This window comes from Nitratireductor sp. PBL-C9, from assembly GCF_050877045.1.
Classification (GTDB): domain Bacteria; phylum Pseudomonadota; class Alphaproteobacteria; order Rhizobiales; family Rhizobiaceae; genus Nitratireductor; species Nitratireductor aquimarinus.
This window is the reverse complement of record NZ_JBPAXW010000003.1, coordinates 65822-87786: the sequence shown is the minus strand read 5'-3', so window position 1 is coordinate 87786 and position 21965 is coordinate 65822. Positions and strand designations below refer to the sequence as shown.

Here is a 21965-nt window from a genome sequence, read left to right as displayed (position 1 = left end):
TTCATGAATGAGCAAGGGACTGTACATCCATGACCGATCTTAACCGACGGGATTTTCTTTCGTTCGCGCTGTCGTCTTCTGTGGTCGCAGGACTGTCGGGCAGCGCGTTTGCCGCAGCCGAAGCGCCGGGGCTGACCTTCGGTCCCGCAAAGACCTTCAGCTTCGATGCACTGAAAGAAGAGGCCGAGGCGCTGGCCGCGGCCCCGTGGCAGGATGGCCGCTCGCCCCATGGCGAGATCCTTGAGCAGATCGATTACGACGCCTTTCAGAAGATCCGTTTTCGCAAGGATCATGCGCTCTGGGCGGATGGGAAAGGCGGCGCGCCGGTGCAGTTCTTCCATCTCGGGCGCTACTTTCAGGAACCGGTTCTCATGCATGTCGTGGAGAATGGCGAGGCGCGGGAAGTGCTTTACCGGCCGGATTATTTCGATCTGCCCGAAGATCATCCCGCGCGCGAACTGCCCGACAATATCGGTTTCTCCGGCTTCCGCCTGCATGAGCCGTCGCAGAAGACCGACTGGCTGGCATTCCTCGGCGCATCCTATTTCCGGTCTTCAGGCGAGCTGAACCAGTATGGTCTCTCTGCGCGTGGTCTTGCCATCGACACGGCCCTGCCGAAGCCGGAGGAGTTTCCCCGGTTCAGCCGCATCTGGCTTGAGCGCATGGAGGGAGAGCCGGACCGCGTTCTGGTCTATGCGCTGCTCGACAGTCCCGGTATCACCGGCGCATATCGTTTTGACTGCGCGCGGGGCGACGGCCCGGTGATGGATGTCTCGTCCTGGCTCTATCCGCGCAAAACCGTCGAGCGGCTGGGCGTTGCGCCGCTCACCTCCATGTACTGGTATTCCGAAACGAACCGAAAACAGGCTGTCGACTGGCGGCCGGAAATCCACGATTCCGACGGGCTTGCCATCTGGATGGGTAATGGCGAGCGCCTCTGGCGGCCGCTCAACAATCCGCCCGAAACCGTCACCAATGCCTTCATGGATGAGCGCCCGCGCGGTTTCGGCCTGCTGCAGCGCGACCGTGATTTCGACCACTATCAGGATGACGGCGTCTTCTACGAGCGACGTCCCTCCGCCTGGATCGAGCCGGTCAATGAGTGGGCTTCCGGTCAGGTGCAGCTTGTCGAAATACCCACCGATGACGAGATCCACGACAACATTGTCATGTATTGGGTGCCGGATGCTCCGGTCGAGCCGGGCAAGCCGCTCCAGTTCGATTATCGTCTTTACTGGACGGCGGACGAGCCATTCCCGGCAGAGCTCGGGCGCGTCATGGCGACCTATACCGGCATTGGCGGCATTCCCGGCCAGCCGCGTCCGGAAAACACGACCCGCTTCGTGGTTGACTATCGCGGTGGAGAGGTGGGCGCGCTGGAGCGCGGCGATGCCGAGCCGGTGGTCGATCTCTCACGCGGCGAGGTGACGCTGGCGGACGCCCATCCCGTTGTCGGTCAGCCGGGCCTCTACCGCGCTTTCTTCGATGCGCGGATTGAGGGTACGGACCCCGTCGATATGCGCATGTATGTGAAGGGCGGGGATGACCGCGCGCTGACCGAGACATGGCTCTATCAGTATTTCCCGAACCGGGATGATGTCAGAGGCGGGGCCTGATCCGGCTCACCCTCCGGTCAGCCAGTTCGCGCCAAGTGCGGCCAGATAAAGCCCGATACCGAAGGAGGTGTGGGCGATGAGGCTGCGCAGTCGCGCCGTGTTGGGCGCTGGCGTTTTCGCTGCGGCGATGCCCGCGCCCATGCCGGGCTGCAGGATGAGAAAGGGCGCAAGCACGGTCACGATGCCCATGGCGAGTGCGGGCAGAAAGCTTGGCTGGCGCGCCCAGCCCAGCCCCGCCATTGCGATCAGAATACCGGCGAAGAGCACGCCGATGGCATAGTGTGCGGCCCAGCCGATGGCGCGCTCGCCGGGGATGGGCCGGGCAGCGCCGATAGCCTGATGGCAAAGGGTTCCCGAGCCGAGATGTCCGATCCAGCGTCCCACCATTGCGTAGTTGAGGGCGGGAATGCCGAAGGCCCGTTTCTGAAACAGCGCCCATAGATCCATGAAGGCGGTAGCGCCCACGCCGATCAGAAATGCGCGTATGCTGAACTCGATTGCTTCGGCCGTCATGCTTGTTCCGTTTTCTCGTTGCCCTGACCGGGCGTTGCTTTTTTTTGCCGCACATGGCCGTGTCCCGCGTTTGGGAAGGCGCGCGCAGCAGCACATCTCACTTGGTGAAAGCACTTCACATAAACATTCAATTGTTTTATTGATTGATTGCGTAATGAAGGAGGACTTGTCAATGGCGGATCGAACCGGGCAGCAGCTTTATGCCCAGGCGGCGGAGCTTGCCCGCGCGCTCGCAAGCCCGCACCGCATTGCGCTCTTGGAGCATGTTGCTCAGGGTGAGCGCCCGGTGGAGCGGCTCGCCGCGCTGGCAGGGCTTTCCATGGCCAATGCCTCGCAACATCTGCAGCATCTTCGGCGTGCCGGCCTCGTTCTGGCCCGGCGCGAGGGCAAGAATGTGCTTTATCGTCTGGGGGAGGGGCCGGTGGTGCCGCTTCTGGCAGCCCTGCGTGCGCAGGTGGCGCACACCCATGCCGAGGTTATGGCGCTGGTCACCGGGGGCGAAAACGGCATGGGGGCGGTGGAAACCGTCTCGCGTGACGAGCTTCTCTCGCGCCTGCGCGACGAGACGGTTCTTTTGCTCGATGTCCGCCCGGAGGAGGAGTTTGCGCAGGGGCATCTGCCCGGTGCGGTGAATGTGCCGCTCGATGCGCTGGAGAAGCGCCTTGCCGAATTGCCGCGAGACCGCGAGGTCATCGCCTATTGTCGCGGCCCCTATTGCATGCTGTCGCTGGACGCCGCCCTTCTGCTCCAGCGTGAAGGTCTGGCGGCCAGCCGTCTTTCCGATGGTTTCCCGGACTGGAAAGCGGCTGGCCTGCCTGTTGAACGACTGAACTGAGTTTCAGTTCGTGTCAAAGGCTGGCGCCGCAAGGCGCTCCAGATGTGTTCTGAGATCTTTCGGCCAGTTGTTGATCCGGCTCTTGAAGGTTTTTGCATCGCCTGCATAGAGCGCGCGCGCCGCTTCCTCGTAGCCGGGTTTGTCGCCGAGCATCGCCATCATGAACCTGTCGGCCGCGGTCTTCGCCCTGCGGATCTGCTCGCGCGGCATATCGGCTGTGCGGGCGGCGTCCACCAGTTTGCGCAGGGTTGCCGACGCGCCGCCGGGCTGTTCACTGAGCCATTCCCACTGGCGCGGCAGCAAGGTGATCTCACGGGCCACCACGCCGAGCCTCGGGCGCCCCGGCGCGCGCTTCTCGGGCGCTGCCTCCTGCGGTTTCGCGGCCAGCCGCTCCAGAACCTCGGCCTCGCTGCCCGTCAGGTTGAAGTCGGTCTGCCGGCCAGTCGCATCATTGAAGATAAGCACATCCGCGCCGGGATAGTCGCTGAGCAATGCTTTGGCTGCCAGGGCAACCTCGGTTGCGGTGCCGCTTGCGAGAAACTTCTCGCCATGAAAACCTGTGAAGCTGGACATCGGGGTGGGGCTCCGTTGAATGTCGAATGGCTTTTACCCGGGTATAATATTTCTGTCAATATACCCGGATAAAATGCAGCCTTGACGCTGGCTGAGCCTCTGTGCCTAGCGTTCTGGCGCGCTTGAAGGCTGATTCAACGCGTTTCTTGGAGGGCGAATGAAAGAGCTTCTGCTTTTACGGCATGCGAAATCGAGCTGGGATGAGCCCGGCCTGAGCGATGCCGAGCGTCCGCTTGCGCCGCGTGGACGACGCGCCGCGCCACGCATGGGGCGAGAACTCGCGCAGCGTGGCTGGTTGCCGGATCTGGTGCTGGTGTCGCCGGCGCGCAGGGCGCAGCAGACATGGCGACTGGTCTCGTCAGCGCTGAAGGGGCCTGCTACGGCGATTGGCGATGGAAGCGGGCTTTACATGGCAACGCCCGGGCAATTGCTGGCCGCTCTCCACAAAGTGCCGGAAGAGGCGGGGCGCGTGCTCGTTGTCGGGCACAATCCGGGCATGGAGGACTTCGCCAGCCTTTTGGCCGGAAACGGTTCCGGGGAAGACGCGCTGGAGCGCATGCGCGAGAAATTTCCCACCGCTGCGCTTGCCCGGTTCGCCTTTGATGGACGGTGGGACGCTCTGGCCTTTGGCGGTGCGCGACTGCTCCATTTCATGAAGCCGAAAGATTTCAGCGCATCGGCCTGAAAATCGGAACAGGTTTTCGGAAAGCACCATGCGCAGGTTCAACAGGTTAGAGCGTCCTTTGTGCGTCCGAATGGACGCACGGCGCTCTAGCTGACAGCCGACGCAATCGAAAAACGATAGATCGTTTCGTCCGTGTCGCTGCTTTTCTCGATGTTCTCCGCACCGGCGGCAATGATCGCTTTTGGCCAGAAGATCTGTGCTGCCTGATTGCCGGCCATGATGCTGACCTCCCACGTGCCGGGGTGCCGGTGCATGGTGCTCACGGCCATCGACCGGCCAAGTCCTCTGCGGCGTGCGTTCGACAGAACCGCGAACTCCGCCATGGAGAAGGTGACGCCATCTTCCTTCAGCGCCCGCACGAACGCGAAACCGGTAACGGTCTCGCTGTCGCGGAAGAGATAGGGCCAGCGCCTGTCGGTCTCCTGCCAGTAGAGGTCCAGATAGGGATAATCGTCATCGACGCCGCCATGGGGCGAGAGTTCTTCAAGGTATTCCCGCAGCATCCGGTCGATCAGCGGCCTGTCGGTGTTTTTCGCGAGGATCAGTTGCATGAGAAGTGGCGCTCGACTGTTCTTGTGGCGCGCAGCATATCACCCTCACATGTCCGCGCGTGGCTTCTGCAAGCTTGCCTTTCCTACATGATCGCGCTAGATCGCGCCAAAATGTCTGGAGGTTTTATGTCCCGGTGAAGCGGGGGCGGGTCTCGCCCCGGAAATGGATGATGGATGGCGCAGTTCCGTCCCGCGCATCCGTTTCGCTTTCAAACCAAATTATTCTGCAGTGCGCGTGCCGTTGTCGACGCGCTTGATGCTGCATAGCTGGACATAAACGAAAATGATCAAGACCTATCAACCCGGCGTCGATGACGACGCCATTGTCGACATCTGGCTCAAGGCGAGCCGGCTCGCCCACGCGTTTCTGGATGATGATTTCCTGACGCGCGAAGCCGAAAACATCCGCAATGTCTATCTGCCCATGGCTGACACCCGCACCGTTTGGGCGGATGACCGGCTTGTCGGCTTCATCTCGCTTCTGGGTAACCAGGTGGGTGGCCTCTTTCTCGACCCGGATTGTCACGGTCGGGGGCTGGGCCGGGCGATGGTGGACGATGCGGTTGCACGCATGGGCGCGCTGGAACTCGATGTCTTCGTGAAGAATGACATCGGCAGGCGCTTCTATGAACGCTACGGCTTTGCCGAAGTGGAGCAGCGCATCGACGAACCCACGGGCGAGCCGGTTCTGCATCTGCGCTACCCGGCCTGATATCCGGACAGGCGGGGGCTCCTGACACCCTTGTGTCAGGAGCTGTGCGGGGTGATGCTTTCCCCATGCGTCACCCCTTTCCATTTGAGGGCAGCGATTCCATATTCAGGGCATGGCCAAATCATCCGAAAAGAAGAATGGCGGCTTCGCCGAAGCCCCTCAGCCCGAGCTTTCGGGCACGCCGCTGACCGGTTCCATCGCGGACTGGGCAAGCGAGATAGCGCAGGAAGCAGAGAAGCCCGCGCCGGCGAAGGCCAGGGACAAGGCGAAGAAACCGAAGAAAACGGCTGAGCGTTCCGCCGGCGGCTCGAAGACCGCGCGCGGCACCTCCATGGGCGGCGCGGCCTCTGCGCGAGAGCGCGCGGCTGCCGGCATGATGCCCGTCGCCGGTCTCGACGTCACGCTGGAGGAGGCCGAGGGGCTTTCTTCCTCGGGCGTTACCGCCACGGTCGCCGCTCTTTCGCGGCTGATCGAGGGTGGCGATCCCAACCTTCAGTCCAACTGGACCCCGCACCGCCCCTCCCGGCCCGCAAAGTCGGAAGGCGGCGTGCCGATCAAGATGGTCACGGAGTTTACGCCCTCCGGCGACCAGCCGACGGCCATTGCCGATCTGGTCGCGGGCGCGAACGAGAACGAGCGCACCCAGGTGCTGCTCGGTGTTACCGGCTCGGGCAAGACCTTCACCATGGCCAAGGTGATCGAGGAGACGCAGCGTCCGGCCATCATCCTCGCGCCGAACAAAACGCTGGCCGCCCAGCTCTATGGCGAGTTCAGGTCCTTCTTCCCCGACAATGCGGTCGAGTATTTCGTTTCCTACTACGATTACTATCAGCCGGAGGCCTACGTTCCGCGTTCCGACACATTCATTGAGAAGGAATCCTCGATCAACGAGCAGATCGACCGCATGCGCCACTCGGCCACGCGCGCGCTGCTCGAGCGCGATGACGTGATCATCGTCGCTTCCGTGTCCTGTATCTACGGTATCGGCTCTGTCGAAACCTACACGGCCATGACCTTCCAGATGCAGATTGGCGACCGGCTGGACCAGCGCCAGCTTCTGGCCGATCTGGTTGCCCAGCAATACAAGCGTCAGGACATCAATTTCGTGCGCGGCTCCTTCCGGGTGCGCGGCGACACGATCGAAATCTTTCCTGCCCACCTTGAGGATCGCGCCTGGCGCATTTCCCTCTTTGGCGATGAAATCGAGACCATCACCGAGTTCGATCCGCTTACCGGCAAGAAGACCGGCGACCTGGAGTCGGTCAAGATCTACGCCAATTCGCACTATGTCACACCGCGCCCCACGCTGAATCAGGCCGTGAAGGGCATCAATGCCGAGCTGAAACAGCGTCTGGCGGAGCTTGAGCGCGCCGGCCGTCTGCTGGAGGCGCAGCGCCTCGAACAGCGCACCCGCTTTGATCTGGAAATGCTGGAGGCGACTGGCTCCTGTGCCGGCATCGAGAACTATTCGCGCTATCTGACCGGCCGTGCGCCGGGCGAGCCGCCGCCGACCCTGTTCGAGTACATTCCCGACAATGCGCTGGTCTTCATCGACGAGAGCCACGTCACCATTCCGCAGATCGGTGGCATGTATCGCGGCGACTTCCGCCGCAAGGCGACGCTTGCCGAATACGGTTTTCGTCTGCCCTCCTGCATGGACAACCGTCCGCTGCGCTTCGAGGAATGGGACGCGATGCGCCCCGCCAGCGTCGCCGTTTCGGCCACGCCTGGAAACTGGGAGATGGAGCAGTCTGGCGGCGTGTTCGCCGAGCAGGTCATTCGCCCCACGGGCCTCATCGACCCGCCCGTCGAGGTGCGTCCCGCCAAGACCCAGGTGGACGATGTTCTGGGCGAAATCCGCGAGACCGCAGCCAAGGGCTATCGCACGCTGGTGACCGTGCTGACCAAGCGCATGGCGGAGGATCTCACGGAATATCTTCACGAGCAGGGCGTGCGCGTGCGCTACATGCACTCCGACATCGACACGCTGGAGCGCATCGAGATCATTCGCGATCTGCGTCTTGGCGCGTTCGACGTTCTGGTCGGCATCAACCTTCTGCGCGAGGGCCTCGACATTCCCGAATGCGGTCTTGTCGCCATCCTCGATGCCGACAAGGAGGGCTTTCTCCGCTCCGAAACATCGCTCATCCAGACCATCGGCCGTGCGGCGCGTAATGTTGATGGCCGGGTCATGCTCTATGCCGACCGCATCACCGGTTCCATGGAGCGCGCGATGGAGGAGACCAACCGCCGCCGCGACAAGCAGCTCGCCTATAATGAGGAGCACGGCATCACGCCGGCTTCCGTCAAGAAGAACATCGCCGACATTCTCGACTCCGTCTATGAGCGCGACCATGTCCGCGCCGATATCGGCGGTCGCGGCAAGGGCGAGGACCTCAACAACCTCGTGGGCAACAATCTTGCCGCACATCTGGAGCATCTGGAGAAGGCGATGCGCGATGCGGCTGCCGATCTCGACTTCGAGGAGGCCGCGCGCCTTCGCGACGAGATCAAGCGCCTCAAGGAGACTGAGCTCGCCATCATGGACGACCCGCTGGCCCGCGACGCCGGTGTGGAGAACACCCAGAAGTCCCGCCGCGACAAGGCGCGCAGCAGGAAGGCACCGCAGAAGCAGGCGCAGGGTGAGGGTGGAGCGGCCTCCGCTTCCTCTCTCTTCCACAAGCCGGATCTCGATGAAATGGGCACGTCCGGCGCGCATGCAGTGCCGGCTGGCAAGGGGCTCTTCCGCAAGAACGATCTGGATGAGATGACGGTCGGGCGCACGGAAAAGCCGGTCCGCAAGCCGGTTCCGCAGAAGCCGGAGGATGACGCCAAGCCCGTTCGACGCCATAAGATCGGCCTTGGCTCTTATGAGGACCCGGCCGACGACCGCGCCCGCAAGCGCCGGCCAGGAAAGACCGGGCGGCCGGGACGGTAGGGAGCTGGGTTTTCACGGTGGTGCGTTAGGGGACGGACGTTTCATCTGTGGTCGGTGCCAAGCGCCCCCGCCCTTCGACAGGCTCAGGATGAGGGCTGTTGAGATGAGGCTCAGGATGAGGGGTCTTGAGATGTGAAGCGTCCCTCTTCGGGGCCTCCGCCAGCGTAGAAGTAACCCTCATCCTGAGCCTGTCGAAGGGCGAGGGTGCCTGGCTCTATCCAGTACGGACACCTATCGAACAGCGACTGAAATCGAGTGCATCATGAAACGTATTCTTGCCTGCGCCTTCGCGCTTCTTCTGTCGGGCGCGGTGGTGGCGCAGCCGATTGATGATTTTGATTCACTGTCCACGCCGGAGCTGATTGACGTCGCGCCGGAGGCACATCCGGCTGCACTCTACGTTCTTTCTTCGCGCCTCATGGCGCAGGGGCGCGGACTGGAGGCGGCAAAGTGGATGTATGCCGGCCAGTTGCGCTACCGGTTTCTTGTAACGGCGCTCGGCGATGCCGGGCAGGATGAAAACATCCTGCTTTCCGCCCTGACGGAATCCGTCGGGCGTCCGGTGAACGAATATATCGCCGCCGATCCTGATGAGTGGATCGAGGCGATGAAGTGGGCGCTGGACTGGGACGCCGCCCATGGCAATGCCCTGACCTCGAAAACGACCCATGCCTCGGATCTCGCCGCGATCCGCTCGGGACTGCGCGACTTGATCGTGCAGGTGGACGGAAACCGCGATCTTATCCGCAAGAGGCGCAGGGAAGCTGGTCTGCCTGTCCGATGAGGGACGGGCGCCGGATGCGGGGCCGGTTCAGTGTGGCTGGTCGTCTTCCCGGTTCCGCTCGTATCGTTCTTCAACCGGAAAGGGCGGGAGCCAGGCCTCGCGCCTGATGCTCCACAACTCATAGGAGGGGCTCAACTGGTTGGGTTCGTCCAGCGTGCCGAGATGCACCTCGGTTTCATCACCGGTCTTGGCGAAAACGGATGAACCGCAGCGCGGGCAAAAATGCCGCCCCTCATAATCGCGTGTCTCGCCGGTGATGGTCACCCTGTCCTGCGGGAAGACCGCCGCAGCATAGAACAGCGCGCCATGGTGCTTGCGGCAGTCAAGGCAGTGGCAGATCCCGACCCTGTCGGGCTGGCCCTTCGCTTCGACGCGCACGGCGCCACACAGGCACCCTCCTGCAAAATGATCCATGCCGCCTTTCCTTCGCTGTCGATACGTTGCGCGAACTCTGACGCCTGATCAGAAAGGCTGCAAGCGTTCACGGGGGCTGTGAGGCAGGGGGGGGAGAGGGGCTGGTCTGTCTCAGCGCTTGCCCGCCAGCTTATGTAATCCTGAAGCAGATCGGCTGAACGGCTGAAAAACCGCCCGTCACCGCGCCTTTGCGCGCTGCGTATCGAGATCAGCGGGAAAGGGGCATTTGGCATTACCTGCCGGTGTTTTGGGGAATGACTGTCTTCGCCGGGCCAGAACTTGCCGAACATGAGGCCGGCTTTCGTGTAGTCCCGCTTCAATGGCCAGTGCAGCGCGCCGAGAAAGGATGCGTGATCGGTGTTTTCCGGCAGGTCGGCGAGAACCACATTGTAGCAGAGCAGGCGTCCCGGAACGCGGTCAAGCCTTCTGCGCTCGGCAAGGAAAGCGTGGGTCAGACCGTGGAGAGCATCACGAAAGAGCTCCAGATGCGCCGTGCCGGCGGCGCATGTGGGGTCGTATGTGGGGGCGCATGCGGCGTCGCGCTGCGCCAGCTTGAACGTTCTGATCGTGCCCGCAGCCCGTGCCTGCTGGATGAAGGGGCAATAGCGGGCGGAGGCGGTGAGAAAGCCGTCAATCTCGGCTCCTCCCGTCTCCGCAAGTCGCATCCGTGCCCGGACTTTGCGCATTGCCGGGCCTACCCGCCGCGCGAGGAGGTTTTCTTGTCCTTGTCGCTGTCGCGTATCGGCTTGGGAGGTGCTGTCTTCCCGCTGTCCTTGCCGTCATCCTTTGGCCTGCGTTCCATCGGATCGGGCTGAAGCGGGCTGCAATCCCACGAGGCGATGACCATGCCGGTTTGCAGATAGTGGTCGCGGGCAGGGCGATCCACCACACCGCCCTCGTTCATGAACCAGATCTCGGGCAGTTTCCCAAACCGCTCTTCATATTCAGCAGTCCATGAAATCAGCCCGTGGCCCTTGCCTTCGGCGTGGATGATGCGCCGGCCGCATGCCTCGATGCAGAACCGGTCATAGGCTTCATGGGCTTTCGAAGAGGATGTGCCCGGCTCGGCGGTGTCGCTGCCGGGCAACATGTCGTGCCAGTGCCTGTCGATGCGCTCCGACCACATTTCGATCGGGCGGTCGAGCGCGACATGGAGTTGGAAGAAGCGCGCCAGTTCTTCGGCAGCTGCTGCGTGATGTGTGTCTTGTCCGGGCATTTTCATACTCCCTCAGCAGCCATTTCTTCCGGATCCACGCTGTAGAAGCGGGGCGCCACCAGTGTGAGGTGCAGGATGTGGGGATGGCTCACCGAGAGTGCGCCCAGATGCCAGTAATTGTGCGCGGCGAGGTGTTCCCACAGGGCTCCATAGGCCGGGAAACGGCAACCGGATGGGGTTGGCTGGTCCCACTTGGCCACATCGAAGGCGTTCAGTGCAGCAATCGTGCGGTACTGCTCATTGGCGAAGGCGTTCTCGATCTCTCGCCTTGTGCCGAACCGGTCGCGGTCTTCATCGTAAACGGCGCGCCCACCCTTGAAGGCTTCGCGGGACGCGCGGTCGACCCTTGGTTCAACACCGCCAAAGACGCGGTTCCGCGCCCAGTCCTGCAGCGTAAAGAGATGTGTCAATGTCCAGGCCATGGAGCCGCCATTGGCGGGCTCATCGAAAAAGCCGTCGTCTGAAAGTGTTTTGGATACACGTAATAGCAGTGTTCCACTCGTGTCGATCTGACGCCTGATGGCATCCTTGATTCCGCTCAAATTCCCCTCCCATTGGATGTTCGCCCGGTTTTCGGTTTCCGGGTAAGCGTGAGGTTGCACCCCATGATTGAGGTGCCCCCCGGTAGAGGAAGTACTCTGGAGGCAATTTTACGGGTGCGTTACGCGCTCTGAATGGAGGAGGCAGGGCCGGAAAGCGTCGGCAGGGTTGTGCCAAAAATGCGCTGGAGCGGCGTCAGAAGCGGAGAGTGAAGCGGGTTTTCAGCGTCTGCTTTCTGCCGCTGCCGCGCGTGTCGGCGCTCAGGCCGTAATCCGTGGTCAGCGTCGCGCGCGGATTGAGCGCCCAGTCGAAACCCGCCCGGGCCGTGATCTTTGCGCTGTCTTCCAGGCGGCGCACCTTCTGCGTTGCGACGGGCGCGGTGCGTTCGCTGCGGGCGGCGCTCCATTCCAGACCTGCGCGCGGCGTGACCCGTCCGCGCCGGGTTTCAATCCGGGTTTCGCCGGTCAGGCCGAGTTTCATCTTCGCCGCTTCATTGCGGTGGCCGCTGGCCGCGCCGCTGAAGCGCATGTGCGAAAACGTGGCTTCACCATAGCTGCGCAGCTTTAGCCGATCCAGTGTGAAGGCGCGGCTGGCGCGCAGCATGGCGAACAGTCGGTCGCCATCGCCGCCCGGAGCCCGGACGCCACGCGAAGACCATCCCGAAAAGCTGCTGCGCGATGCGCCCAGCGCCACATCCAGATAGGTCCGGTCGCCGGTAAACAGCGTGCCATAAAGGGTCTGGCTCAGGATGCGTGTCGAATAGGTCATGTCGGTGGCAAGCGGCGAGCGGTCATAGGCAAGGCCTGTTGCATGGCCGATCAGGAGCCGGGGGCTCACCCGGTAATCTGCGCCAAACGCCAGCCCCTTGGTGGAAAACGCCGAAGCGCGGCGGTCATTGGCGCGCGTCTCGCTCAGCACGGCCTTGCCGCCCATCCAGCGGGCGAGCCTTGGTGTGCGTCGCAGCTTCTCCGCCGCGACGATCCGGCGGGTGTCGAGCAGCCGGCTTTCAGCATCATGACCGTGCCTGCGCTTCACATGCAGCCGCACGAGGCTTGCCTCGGCATTGCCGCCACGCGCCCTGAGCTGGCGCGTATTGGCCATCCGCTCACGAACGATGGAGAGCTGCCGCGCTTCGCTGTCAGCCGCGCGCGCCCGCTGCCGCGCATGGATCGCCGTCATGTCGAACGACAGTTCCGCCGCACGTGCTCCTTCCGGAGGCACGGATGATAATGCGACAGTCATGGCGAGCGCCGCCACCACGGGGGTGGAGCGTTTGCGGGCGAAGAACATTCCTGAAAGGCCCCGGTCATCGTTTGGGACGAACACGCCCACGAAGATAGAATGATCGGAGCGCGGGCGGAATGATCACGGCGTGTTTCTGTGTGAAATACTCCGTTTTCGCCCGGCCCTGTTGTCGATATGCCATAGGAGGCAATGCAGGGGCTCCTCAGCAGGCCCGGGGTCCCGGGGGGAAAGGCGGGAGTTCTCTTGTTCCGGGCAGGCGATGATCGCCTTCTTCGCATCGGTTGCCTGTTGGCGCATGGCGAAGAGCCTGATGTGCGGTCGCAATGGCTGGCGGCCGGACTGCGCCGTTACGCCATCGGAGTTTCTGAATCTGGAGTGCGTTTCGATTGCAGCGCTGCCATGGTTGCTGGCCGCACTGCTTGTAATTCTGGCCTGACGGCGGGCAAAGCGAGAGACGCAGTCATGGACAGCGTCCGCTGGATCTCCGAGAGTTTTCGGGGGAGGAGCTGGGCGCAGCAAAACCCTTTCGCGCCACGGCGCGTCGGGCAGTCTCTGTTCGGCTGATGCTCTAGGCTTCCAGCCGCGTTCCGCCGTCCAGTCCGGCCTGAACCAGGTTGAGCGGTGTGCGGCGTCCATCGGCCCATGATCGCATGACATGTCCTGCCACACGTTCGCGGGTCTTGTTGTCGCTACGCTTTATGCCAAGTTCGCTGCAGACAGCTTCGATGGCGCTTTCCATTTCAGCCATCTCTGCTGCGTCATAGATGCCGGCGCTGATATGCGGTACTCCAGACTTGGCCATCGTCCGGCCCTCCTCTGTCGTTGAGCTGCGGTCGGCGTGCGTTACCTCCTCTGCCGCCGTCCACCTTCGCCCCACGCTATACGGTAACACGTTTATTTCCTCTTTCCATTATGGCGAATCTATGTTGCGCCCATGCGACAGCCCTGCGGCAAGAAAAAATGCCCGGGCGCATGAACCTTTTCGCTTACCTCCGCGACAGACGCATATCGGACGGCCGGGATGGCCGGCCCTTCATTGCAAAAGGAGGATGATGAAATGACCCTGACCCTGAAACGCACTGTTACCCGTGGCCTGCTGGCTCTCGCGCTCACCGCTTCCGCGCTTTCGTTTGCGCCGTCAGAGAGTCGCGCCGGCAGCCTGTCTCCGGGTGAGGCGGCTGCGATTGCCGGGCTTGGCGGCTTCATCGCCGGTGGTCTGATAGCTGACTCCCGCGCCCGGTATTACGGCCCTGCACCTGTTTACGGCGTTCCTTCCGCCTGGGACCGCCATGTGGCGCGCTGTCATGCGCGGTACCGCTCTTATGACGCCTACAGTGATACGTTCCTTGGTTACGACGGCTACCGTCATCGCTGTCGCCTGTAACCCTCATTTCTGAAGTGCAACAAAGGAAAGGAGGTGCGAGCGGACGCCGGATGACCGCTTTCTCCCTCTCTCCCATTCATCGCGGTCATTCGCGGGCCGGTGCTTCCCTCAGGCGCCGGCCCGATTCACGTGTCGGGTGCGTTCGGTAACCGTTGTTTATCGGGCTTTGCCCGAACGCGGAAAAAAACACGCGCGGATGTGAACGCGCATTTCATGGATTTTGTCTGCTTTGCAGCACGGCTTGATTGAACCAAAGCTGCCATTGCGCGTTGTTGCGCGGAGAGTGCCCGCCGTAGTGGCGATTGCGGCAAAGCTTTGGCGCAGGCCGTGTTTTGGATGGTCACTCTGATTGATTTGAGATTGGCGGTGTTCCGCCCCATCTTTCTGTCCGTCGGCCTGGTTCCCGCTTCCCCCAAGAACTGTCACCGGGGACTGGGCCGACAGTTGAGCAACAAAGGGAGTTCTGTTGATGAAGAAGATCCTCGCAACCCTGGCCGCCACCGGTTTTCTCACGCTCTCGGCCTATGCCGCCGAAGTGCAGGGCACGGTGCAATCCGTGGATGCGGAGACCCGGACGATCGCGCTTGACGACGGCACGGTCTACACCGCTGGTGAGGGCGTCGATCTTGCCAGCATAGCGTCCGGAGCGGCGGTTACGCTGACCATCGATGACACGACCAATGAGGTGACGTCCGTAGACGCGCAAATGTAATCCTGCCCACTCTCACCTGAACGGAAAGCCGGTCTCCACGCGAGGCCGGTTTTCTTTTGTTTGTTGTTTCGGAACAAACTGTCATAAAACTTTGCTAAGGGGGCTCTCTGAAAGGGAATCGAATGGTTCCCATAGCCCGATGCTTTGATTACCGGAGGCAGAATTCCATGAAGATTGCAGTTCTTGGCGGCGATGGATTCGTCGGCTGGCCGACCTCGCTTCACCTGTCGGCACGCGGACATGATGTTCATATCGTTGACAATCTGTCCCGGCGCTGGATCGACACCGAGCTCGGTGTCCAGTCGCTGACCCCGATGGATTCGATCCAGGAGCGCACGCGCATCTGGCATCAGGAGACCGGACGGCGCATCCATTTCCACCTGATCGATCTTGCGCGCGATTACGATGTGCTGAAGGCGTGGCTCGATGAGCATCGCCCCGACGCCATCGTGCACTTTGCCGAGCAGCGCGCCGCGCCTTATTCGATGAAGAGCGACCGGCACAAGAATTACACGGTCAACAACAACGTCAACGCGACGCACAATCTGCTCAACGCGATGACGGAGATCGGCCTCGACGCGCATCTGGTGCATCTGGGCACGATGGGCGTTTACGGCTATTCCTCGGTCGGCGCAGCCATTCCCGAAGGCTATCTGCCGGTTGGCGTCGAGACGCTGTCGGGCGATACGGCTTCGCTCGATATCCTCTACCCGACCAATCCGGGCTCCATCTACCACATGACCAAGTCGCTGGATCAGCTTCTGTTCCAGTTCTACGCCAAGAATGACGGCGTGCGCATCACCGACCTGCACCAGGGCATCGTCTGGGGCACGCACACGGAAGAGACGAAGCAGCATCCGCAGCTCATCAACCGCTTCGATTACGACGGCGACTATGGCACGGTGCTCAACCGCTTCCTGATCCAGGCGGCCATCGGCTACCCGCTGACCGTTCACGGCACGGGCGGTCAGACGCGCGCTTTCATCCACATTCAGGATTCCGTGCGCTGCGTGGAGATTGCGCTCGCCAATCCGCCCAAGCGCGGCGACCGCGTCGAGATCTTCAACCAGATGACCGAGACGCACCGCGTTCGCGATCTGGCCGAAATGATCGCCCGCATGACCGGCGCCGAGGTGGCCTATCTGCCCAACCCGCGCAAGGAAGCCGCTGAAAACGAACTCGTGGTCAAGAACGACAAGTTCCTTGCGCTGGGCCTCAACCCGATCACGCTCGAGGAAGGGCTTCTGGCTGAAGTGGTGGATGTGGCCAAGAAGTTCGACTACCGCGTCGACCGTTCGCGCATCCCTGCCGTTTCCGCATGGACCAAGGACATCGCGCCGACAATCGAGCGCGATCCCGAGGGCAAGCGCCTCAAGAGCGTCGGTTAAGCGGCGCTCCCAATGCCGAAACAGGCCTATGTGACGCTCGTCACCAATGCCGATTATGCAATGGGCGCGCTGGCTCTGGTGCGCTCCTTGCGGCTGACGGGCACCGATGCCGATCTTGTGGTGATGCACACCGGCGGCACGCCGGCCGAGGCGCTGGAGCCGCTTGCGGCTCTTGGCGCGCTTCTGGTGCCGGCGGAGCTTCTGCCGACCTCCGATGCCTTCAATGAGCGGCATCAGCGGGCGCGGCTTCACGCCAATGCGCCCTTCACCAAGGGCAACAAGCCGGCCTTCCACACACCGCTCGACAATTTCGCCAAGCTGCGCCTGTGGCAGCTCACCGAATATGAGCGGGTGGTGTTCATCGACGCCGACGCCGTTGTCGTGCGCAACATCGACCGGCTGTTCGGCTATCCCGAATTCTCCGCCGCCCCCAATGTCTATGAGGGCTTGGCGGATTTTCACCGGCTGAACTCCGGCGTGTTTGTCGCGCAGCCTTCGCAGGCGACCTTCGCTGCGATGCTTGAGCGGCTCGACCGGCCCGACGCCTTCTGGCGGCGCACCGACCAGACCTTCCTGCAGGATTTCTTTCCCGACTGGCATGGCCTGCCGGTGTTCTTCAACATGCTGCAATATGTCTGGTTCAACCTGCCGGAGCTGTGGGACTGGACGTCCGTTTCCGTGGTTCACTACCAGTATGAAAAGCCGTGGGAGCGCGATCATCCCAGGGCGGGCGAGCTCAAGCCGCTCATCGATCTCTGGCACGCCTATCATTCGGGCGAGAACATTCCCGACATCGATACGCTGGCGAACCCTGCGCCATGAGCATGCCGCACAGCATCGTCTCCGGCGGAACCGGGCTTGTCGGCCGCTTCATCGTCGAGGCGCTGCTGACGGCCGGGCACCGGGTCACAATCATGGGGCGCAACGCCCCGCCGGATGGTTTCTTTTCTGAGCCCGTTGCCTTTGCCCCGCTTCGCCTCGAACCGGCGTCGATATCGACTGCCCTTTTCGAAGGGGCGGATTTCTTCGTTCATGCAGCCTTCGACCATGCACCCGGAAAATACCGGGGCGGCGAGGGCGATGACGCGGAAGGGTTTCGGCGGCGCAATCTCGATGCCAGCCTTGCCCTTTTTCGCGCGGCAAGGGCCGCTGGGGTTTCCCGAACGGTGTTCCTCTCCACGCGCGCTGTCTATGGGCCGCGCGCGCCCGGCGTGATGCTGGACGAGATGGAGACCTGCCTTCCCGATACGCTTTATGGCGAGGTGAAGCGCGCTGCCGAAGAGGCGCTTTCAGCGCTCTGTGATGACCGTTTTCTCGGCGTCAGCCTGCGGGTGACCGGCGTCTACGGGCCGGCTGGCATCGGCCGCCGGCACAAATGGGCAGGGCTCTTCGAAGACTATCTGGCCGGCCGTGAGATCACGCCGCGCGCGGCGACCGAGGTGCATGGCGAGGATGTCGGATCCGCGGTGCGGCTGATGCTGGAAGCACCGGTGGCGGCGCTTGCGCAGGGCCTCTTCAACGTGTCCGATCTGGTGCTCGACCGTCGCGATCTTCTGGCGCTGGTGGTGCGTGAAACAGGATGCGGTAATGCGCTGCCGGAGGCTGCCGACCGCAGTGCCGTCAACGCGATGCACACCGAACGGCTGCGCGCACTGGGGTGGAACCCCGGCGGTGAAGCGCTTCTGGAGCGCACCGTCAGGACGTTGTTAAACGGCTATTAACCGTGTTGTGGTAAGATCGTGTTGTGTCGCCGTTCGGTATGAGCGGCGGCAGACCACCACCGAAATTTTCCCCGTGAAGCATTTCTGGTGAAAAGTGGCGAGACCGGCGGGCGCTGCCTGCGGTTATGCGAGTCGTTGCCGCACGTTTACGGTAAAACCTCATCCATCGATTCAAGATGTTGATGTATTGATTCACGTTTTTCGCGCATTGATTCACGTTGTTGCGCCAAGGCTTTGACGCAGAATCGAAAAATCGCGCTGCATTCTTTGCGTAAAGGAGCGGCGTGCCGGATATTGGCGCGGGGCCATGCGGCAGGTTTCTTGACCTGTCATTGGCGCGCAGCTACGCCCGGCTCAGACAGGATGAAGGGACCAGGAACCATGAATGCACCGGAAAACCCCACCGGCGATCTGACGCTGCGCACGCAGGCAATGCCCGGCGACGCCAATGCCGCCGGCGACATTTTCGGTGGCTGGGTCATGGCGCAGATGGACCTTGCCAGCGGCATACGCGCTGCCGAGCGCGCGCATGGCCGCGTGGTCACGGCAGCCGTGAAGGAAATGGCCTTCGCCAAGCCCATGAAGGTGGGCGACACGCTGTGCATCTACACGCACATCGAAAGCGTGGGGCGCACATCGATCCGGCTCAAGGTGGAAGCCTGGGCGCAGCGTTATCTGTCGCCGACCATCGAGATGGTGACGCATGCGGATTTCGTGATGGTGGCGCTCGACGTCAATGGCAAGCCGACGCCTGTCCCGCCGGAGGAGTGAGGCTTGGCGCATCGGCCCGAAAATCGGAATCGATTTTCAGAAAGCACGGTGCGCAGATTCAACAGGCTGGAGCGTCCTTTGTGCGTCCGAATGGACGCACGGCGCTCAGGCCTCCGGCGTCTCGTCGAGGCGGGTCGCCAGAACACGGTCGATGCGGCGATTGTCGAGATCCATGATCTCAAACCGCCAACCCATCGCATCGGTGCTTTCGCCGGTCTTCGGCAGATGCGTGAACTCGGACAGAAGGAAGCCGGCGAGCGTCGTGTAGCTGCGCTCAAGCGGCAGGGTGAAGCCCAGATGGTCCGCCATTTCGTCGGCGGGCATGGAGCCCGGCAGCAGCCACGAACCGTCAGCGCGCTCGACAATGTCCATCTCGCCTTCTTCGGCATCGGCGCGGAACAGGCCGGCAATCGATTCCAGAATATCCGACGGCGTGACGATGCCCTCGAAATGACCGTGCTCGTCATGCACAAGCGCCATGGGCATGTCGGCTTCGCGCAGGATGGAAAGCACATCCAGCGCATCCGCCATGTCATGCACGACGGGGGCAGGGCGCACATGGGCGCGAATGTCGAGGGGCTCGCCCGCCAGATCGGACGCCAGAAGGTCGCGCAGTTTGACGACGCCCACAATCTCGTCGATCGAGCCTTCGCCGGCTGGCAGGAGTGAGTGTCCCGAGGTCTTCAGGTTGCCCGCCAGCGCTTCTTCGCCCGCCGAAAGGTCCAGCCAGTCGATTTCGCCACGCGGCGTCATGATGGCGCGCGCCTTGCGGTCGGCAAGACGCATCACGCCGGCGATCATGCGGCGTTCGTCGGATTCGATGGTGCCGCTGCTCTCTGCTTCGGCGATCAGGGTCCTGATCTCCTCGTCCGTCACGCGCTGGCTCGATTCCGCGCTCTGCCCGAGCAGCGCCAGAACCAGACGGCCCGACACGTCGAGCAGCCAGACGAGGGGCAGGGTGATGCGTGACAGGAGCCCCATGATCGGCGCAACCTTGACCGCAATGCCTTCGGCATTCTTGAGCGCGATCTGCTTGGGCACCAGCTCGCCGACGATCAGCGACACATAGGTGATGAGCGCCACGACGATGCCGACGCCAAGCGGGTTTGCCACGCTGGTCGAAAAGCCCTGCGTAATCAGCCATTCCGAAAGCCGGGTGCCCAGCGTTGCGCCGGAGAAGGCGCCGGAAAGGACGCCGACCAGCGTGATGCCGATCTGCACAGTGGAGAGAAAACGGCCGGGATCGGCGGAAAGCGCCAGTGCGCGGGCCGCACCCCGCTGCCCCTGATCGGCGCGCGACTTGAGGCGCGCGGGCCTTGCCGACACCACGGCAAGCTCCGACATGGCCATGAAGCCGTTGAAGAGAATGAGGACGAACAGAATGACGATTTCAACGATGAGCATGGTTGCTCTTTAGCACCCCGGAAAGAACGGCGCGAGCCTTGGCGTGTGTGTATGACTGTTTCAGCGCACAGCTTTACTTGCAGGCGCGATAGCCGTTGCGGCGGCCCTTCAGGTCGAAGTGGAAATGATCGCGGTGGTCGTAATTGTAGCCGGGGCCGAGAACGGTGGTGAAATAGTCGCAGCCTTCGGCGCGAACCGAGTTGAGCAGGCCGCGCTGGCGGAAGGCGAAGAAGCCGGGCTTGCGCACATCGACTTCGCGTCCGTTCTTCAGTTCCACACTCATCACGTCGAGCGCGTTGCCCTTGGAATGCTCCGAGGCGACGCTGGTTCCGGCGATCCGTCGGCACGAATAGCTCGAGCCTTGGCGGATCTTGCCGATGCCGGTGAAATAGCGGGTGCGTGCGGCTGGTGCGAGCTCGTTCTTTGTCCAGCGGGCGAAGGTTTCTGCCATCTGGCAGTTAAGCGTTGCGGCGGGCGCCATCTCGATGCCGCCGGACAGTCCGCTGACCTTGATCGGCCAGTCGATGCGGCATGCGCCGCCATCATTGATCGGCTCAAGATCCTGATACTGGACGCCCAGGCGTTTCAGACGTTTGCGGCATGCGACCTCTTCCGGCGGCATGACGCGCGCGGAGCTTTCGTCACGCGGTACGGTAAAACGCGGATAGGACACCATCATCGGATTGGACGGGACGAGCGCCTGAAGGCCCTGCGCCCTGGCCGGCGCCGGTGATGCAGCAGGTGCTGGGGGTTGCACCAGCTGAGCCTGAACCGGTGCCGGCGGCGCAACCTGTTGCATGACTGGCGCTGGCGGTGCGATCTGGCTCACCGTGGCCGTGGGAACGGCAGCGGTGCGCACACCGAGATCCACGGACGGGCGCGGCGACATCACATCGCTGACGGAACAGGCGGAGAGGGTTGCAAGCGTCAGGCCGGCGAGCATGAGCCGCACGCGCGGACGCCGCACCGGTGCAACCAGCCTGTCAACTCGAATACCCGCCATGAACACGCCCCCGTCACCTCTCGAATTTGCTGAGAGAAGCTGAAGCTTAGCGCGTCAAGGTAAAGGAAGTATCAGTGACGCCGTTCAGACCTGTGACGTCTTTGTGGCGAGGGGGAGGACCTATCGGCAATAGGGGCGGTCGTTGCGTCGCGATTTCATGTCCAGATGAAAGTGATCGGCGTGGTCCGCGTCGCTGCCGGGACCGAGCACGGTGAGGAACGGGCCGCAGGCCGCCTTGCGGAACGCGTCGAGAAAGCGCGCACCGTCGCTCTTGGGGTCGTCCTTCTTGGAGACGGTCAGTGTGGTGCCGTCTGCCAGCGTGAAGGCTGCAATGTCGAGCGCATTGCCGAAGGCGTGTTCGGAGAGCGTGTTCGTGCCGTTGCGCGCGCGGCAGACATAGGCGGAGGCGTGACGCACGGAACGAATGGGTTGCTTCAGGTGCTTGCGTGCAAGGGCAGGCACCTGTCCGGCGAAGAAGCGGGCCAGCGCCAGCGCAGTCGTGCAGTTGAGCGTGGCTTCAGGCTCCAGCGAAATCTTCCGCGACAGGTCTTTGATGACAAGGGGATGCGGGATGCTGCAGCCGATGTCCTTGTCCCCAATCGGCTCCCGATCCTCGAAGGTGACGCCAAGCTCGGACAGCGCCTTGCGGCAGGCTGTTTCTTCCTTCGGTGTGCTTTGTGGTCTGGGCTGATCCTTTTTGGTCCCGGCCTTTTCTTTTTCTTTGCCTTTGTCTTTGTCGGTCGGGCGCGGAGAGGGGATCGGCACAACGACCGACATCTCCTGACGCTTTACCTCACCCCGCATATGCGGAATGGGTCCCGAAGGGGGAAGCGTGATGCGCCCGCCCTTTTCGGCAAGGACACTCTGCGCCGGAGACAGTGTCAGCGCGAAAAGACTGAGCAGAATGGGCCGAAAGGCGCGCCGGACGGCAGGTCTGTGGATCATGCGGGTTGATTGCAT

The 21965-nt window shown here is 62.6% G+C and carries 24 protein-coding genes; 12 read left to right on the top strand and 12 right to left on the bottom strand.

Annotated features, from left to right (window positions below):
• Positions 1 to 29: 29 nt before the first annotated feature.
• Positions 30 to 1616, top strand: coding sequence for a glucan biosynthesis protein (locus ACRTG1_RS07865; protein WP_432516036.1), 1587 nt, complete (start codon positions 30 to 32; stop codon positions 1614 to 1616).
• 6 nt (positions 1617 to 1622) lie between these two features.
• On the opposite strand, the gene ACRTG1_RS07860 is transcribed toward ACRTG1_RS07865, so the two are convergent.
• On the bottom strand, positions 1623 to 2129 hold the full coding sequence (locus ACRTG1_RS07860; RefSeq protein WP_432516035.1) for a DUF2938 domain-containing protein: 507 nt from the start codon (positions 2127 to 2129) through the stop codon (positions 1623 to 1625).
• A gap of 172 nt (positions 2130 to 2301) precedes the next feature.
• Here ACRTG1_RS07860 and ACRTG1_RS07855 point away from each other — a divergent pair, with 172 nt between their 5' ends.
• The gene (locus ACRTG1_RS07855; protein ID WP_432516034.1) at positions 2302 to 2964 is read left to right on the top strand and encodes an ArsR/SmtB family transcription factor; all 663 of its coding nucleotides are present in this window, start codon (positions 2302 to 2304) and stop codon (positions 2962 to 2964) included.
• Positions 2965 to 2967: 3 nt separating this feature from the next.
• On the opposite strand, the gene ACRTG1_RS07850 is transcribed toward ACRTG1_RS07855, so the two are convergent.
• Positions 2968 to 3537 (bottom strand): DUF2239 family protein, encoded by a 570-nt coding sequence (locus tag ACRTG1_RS07850; RefSeq protein WP_432516033.1) that lies wholly within the window; start codon positions 3535 to 3537, stop codon positions 2968 to 2970.
• A gap of 157 nt (positions 3538 to 3694) precedes the next feature.
• Between ACRTG1_RS07850 and ACRTG1_RS07845 the strand changes: the two genes are divergently transcribed.
• A complete protein-coding gene (locus ACRTG1_RS07845; protein ID WP_206554238.1) occupies positions 3695 to 4222 on the top strand; it encodes a SixA phosphatase family protein in 528 nt (175 codons plus the stop codon).
• 86 nt (positions 4223 to 4308) lie between these two features.
• Here the strand turns inward: ACRTG1_RS07845 and ACRTG1_RS07840 are convergent, their stop codons facing one another.
• A complete protein-coding gene (locus ACRTG1_RS07840) occupies positions 4309 to 4773 on the bottom strand; it encodes a GNAT family N-acetyltransferase (protein ID WP_432516032.1) in 465 nt (154 codons plus the stop codon).
• 283 nt (positions 4774 to 5056) lie between these two features.
• Here ACRTG1_RS07840 and ACRTG1_RS07835 point away from each other — a divergent pair, with 283 nt between their 5' ends.
• From ACRTG1_RS07835 to ACRTG1_RS07825, 3 genes are all read left to right on the top strand, one after another.
• Positions 5057 to 5485: a GNAT family N-acetyltransferase gene (locus tag ACRTG1_RS07835; protein ID WP_206554236.1), complete on the top strand. Its 429-nt coding sequence runs from the start codon at positions 5057 to 5059 to the stop codon at positions 5483 to 5485.
• A 112-nt stretch (positions 5486 to 5597) separates the two neighbouring features.
• Entirely contained in the window at positions 5598 to 8423 is a 2826-nt protein-coding gene (gene uvrB / locus ACRTG1_RS07830; protein ID WP_113155782.1) for an excinuclease ABC subunit UvrB, read from the top strand.
• A 262-nt stretch (positions 8424 to 8685) separates the two neighbouring features.
• Positions 8686 to 9207, top strand: a complete 522-nt coding sequence (locus tag ACRTG1_RS07825; protein ID WP_432516031.1) for a hypothetical protein — start codon at positions 8686 to 8688, stop codon at positions 9205 to 9207.
• Between the two features lie 27 nt (positions 9208 to 9234).
• Here ACRTG1_RS07825 and ACRTG1_RS07820 read toward each other — a convergent pair whose 3' ends face one another.
• From ACRTG1_RS07820 to ACRTG1_RS07795, 6 genes are all read right to left on the bottom strand, one after another.
• Entirely contained in the window at positions 9235 to 9585 is a 351-nt protein-coding gene (locus ACRTG1_RS07820) for a GFA family protein (protein WP_432516030.1), read from the bottom strand.
• A complete protein-coding gene (locus ACRTG1_RS07815) occupies positions 9468 to 10286 on the bottom strand; it encodes a DUF6875 domain-containing protein (RefSeq protein WP_432516029.1) in 819 nt (272 codons plus the stop codon). The genes ACRTG1_RS07820 and ACRTG1_RS07815 overlap by 118 nt, the downstream gene beginning before the upstream one ends.
• A 29-nt stretch (positions 10287 to 10315) precedes the next feature.
• A complete protein-coding gene (locus ACRTG1_RS07810; RefSeq protein ID WP_432516028.1) occupies positions 10316 to 10837 on the bottom strand; it encodes a hypothetical protein in 522 nt (173 codons plus the stop codon).
• 2 nt (positions 10838 to 10839) lie between these two features.
• The gene (locus ACRTG1_RS07805) at positions 10840 to 11379 is read right to left on the bottom strand and encodes a DinB family protein (protein ID WP_206543993.1); all 540 of its coding nucleotides are present in this window, start codon (positions 11377 to 11379) and stop codon (positions 10840 to 10842) included.
• 193 nt (positions 11380 to 11572) lie between these two features.
• The gene (locus tag ACRTG1_RS07800; RefSeq protein WP_432516027.1) at positions 11573 to 12667 is read right to left on the bottom strand and encodes an autotransporter outer membrane beta-barrel domain-containing protein; all 1095 of its coding nucleotides are present in this window, start codon (positions 12665 to 12667) and stop codon (positions 11573 to 11575) included.
• Positions 12668 to 13190: 523 nt separating this feature from the next.
• Positions 13191 to 13424 carry a hypothetical protein gene (locus ACRTG1_RS07795; protein ID WP_113155775.1) on the bottom strand — a complete coding sequence of 78 codons (234 nt, stop codon included), beginning with the start codon at positions 13422 to 13424 and terminating at the stop codon, positions 13191 to 13193.
• 255 nt (positions 13425 to 13679) lie between these two features.
• Between ACRTG1_RS07795 and ACRTG1_RS07790 the strand changes: the two genes are divergently transcribed.
• The 6 genes from ACRTG1_RS07790 (at position 13680) to ACRTG1_RS07765 (ending at position 18598) form a co-directional block, all read left to right on the top strand.
• Positions 13680 to 14006, top strand: a complete 327-nt coding sequence (locus tag ACRTG1_RS07790) for a BA14K family protein (RefSeq protein WP_224924598.1) — start codon at positions 13680 to 13682, stop codon at positions 14004 to 14006.
• 469 nt (positions 14007 to 14475) lie between these two features.
• Positions 14476 to 14718: a DUF1344 domain-containing protein gene (locus ACRTG1_RS07785; protein ID WP_113155773.1), complete on the top strand. Its 243-nt coding sequence runs from the start codon at positions 14476 to 14478 to the stop codon at positions 14716 to 14718.
• 167 nt (positions 14719 to 14885) lie between these two features.
• Entirely contained in the window at positions 14886 to 16106 is a 1221-nt protein-coding gene (locus tag ACRTG1_RS07780) for an NAD-dependent epimerase/dehydratase family protein (RefSeq protein WP_113155772.1), read from the top strand.
• Between the two features lie 12 nt (positions 16107 to 16118).
• Positions 16119 to 16928, top strand: coding sequence for a glycosyltransferase (locus ACRTG1_RS07775; protein ID WP_206548217.1), 810 nt, complete (start codon positions 16119 to 16121; stop codon positions 16926 to 16928).
• A 2-nt stretch (positions 16929 to 16930) separates the two neighbouring features.
• Positions 16931 to 17827 carry an NAD-dependent epimerase/dehydratase family protein gene (locus tag ACRTG1_RS07770; protein ID WP_432516202.1) on the top strand — a complete coding sequence of 299 codons (897 nt, stop codon included), beginning with the start codon at positions 16931 to 16933 and terminating at the stop codon, positions 17825 to 17827.
• A 381-nt stretch (positions 17828 to 18208) separates the two neighbouring features.
• Entirely contained in the window at positions 18209 to 18598 is a 390-nt protein-coding gene (locus ACRTG1_RS07765; RefSeq protein ID WP_113155770.1) for an acyl-CoA thioesterase, read from the top strand.
• Between the two features lie 105 nt (positions 18599 to 18703).
• On the opposite strand, the gene ACRTG1_RS07760 is transcribed toward ACRTG1_RS07765, so the two are convergent.
• The 3 genes from ACRTG1_RS07760 to ACRTG1_RS07750 all read right to left on the bottom strand — a co-directional run bounded on the left by ACRTG1_RS07760 (position 18704) and on the right by ACRTG1_RS07750 (position 21950).
• A complete protein-coding gene (locus ACRTG1_RS07760; RefSeq protein ID WP_432516026.1) occupies positions 18704 to 20002 on the bottom strand; it encodes a hemolysin family protein in 1299 nt (432 codons plus the stop codon).
• Between the two features lie 73 nt (positions 20003 to 20075).
• Positions 20076 to 21005 carry an extensin family protein gene (locus tag ACRTG1_RS07755; protein ID WP_432516025.1) on the bottom strand — a complete coding sequence of 310 codons (930 nt, stop codon included), beginning with the start codon at positions 21003 to 21005 and terminating at the stop codon, positions 20076 to 20078.
• 120 nt (positions 21006 to 21125) lie between these two features.
• Positions 21126 to 21950 (bottom strand): extensin family protein, encoded by an 825-nt coding sequence (locus ACRTG1_RS07750; protein ID WP_432516024.1) that lies wholly within the window; start codon positions 21948 to 21950, stop codon positions 21126 to 21128.
• Between the last annotated feature and the right edge of the window lie 15 nt (positions 21951 to 21965).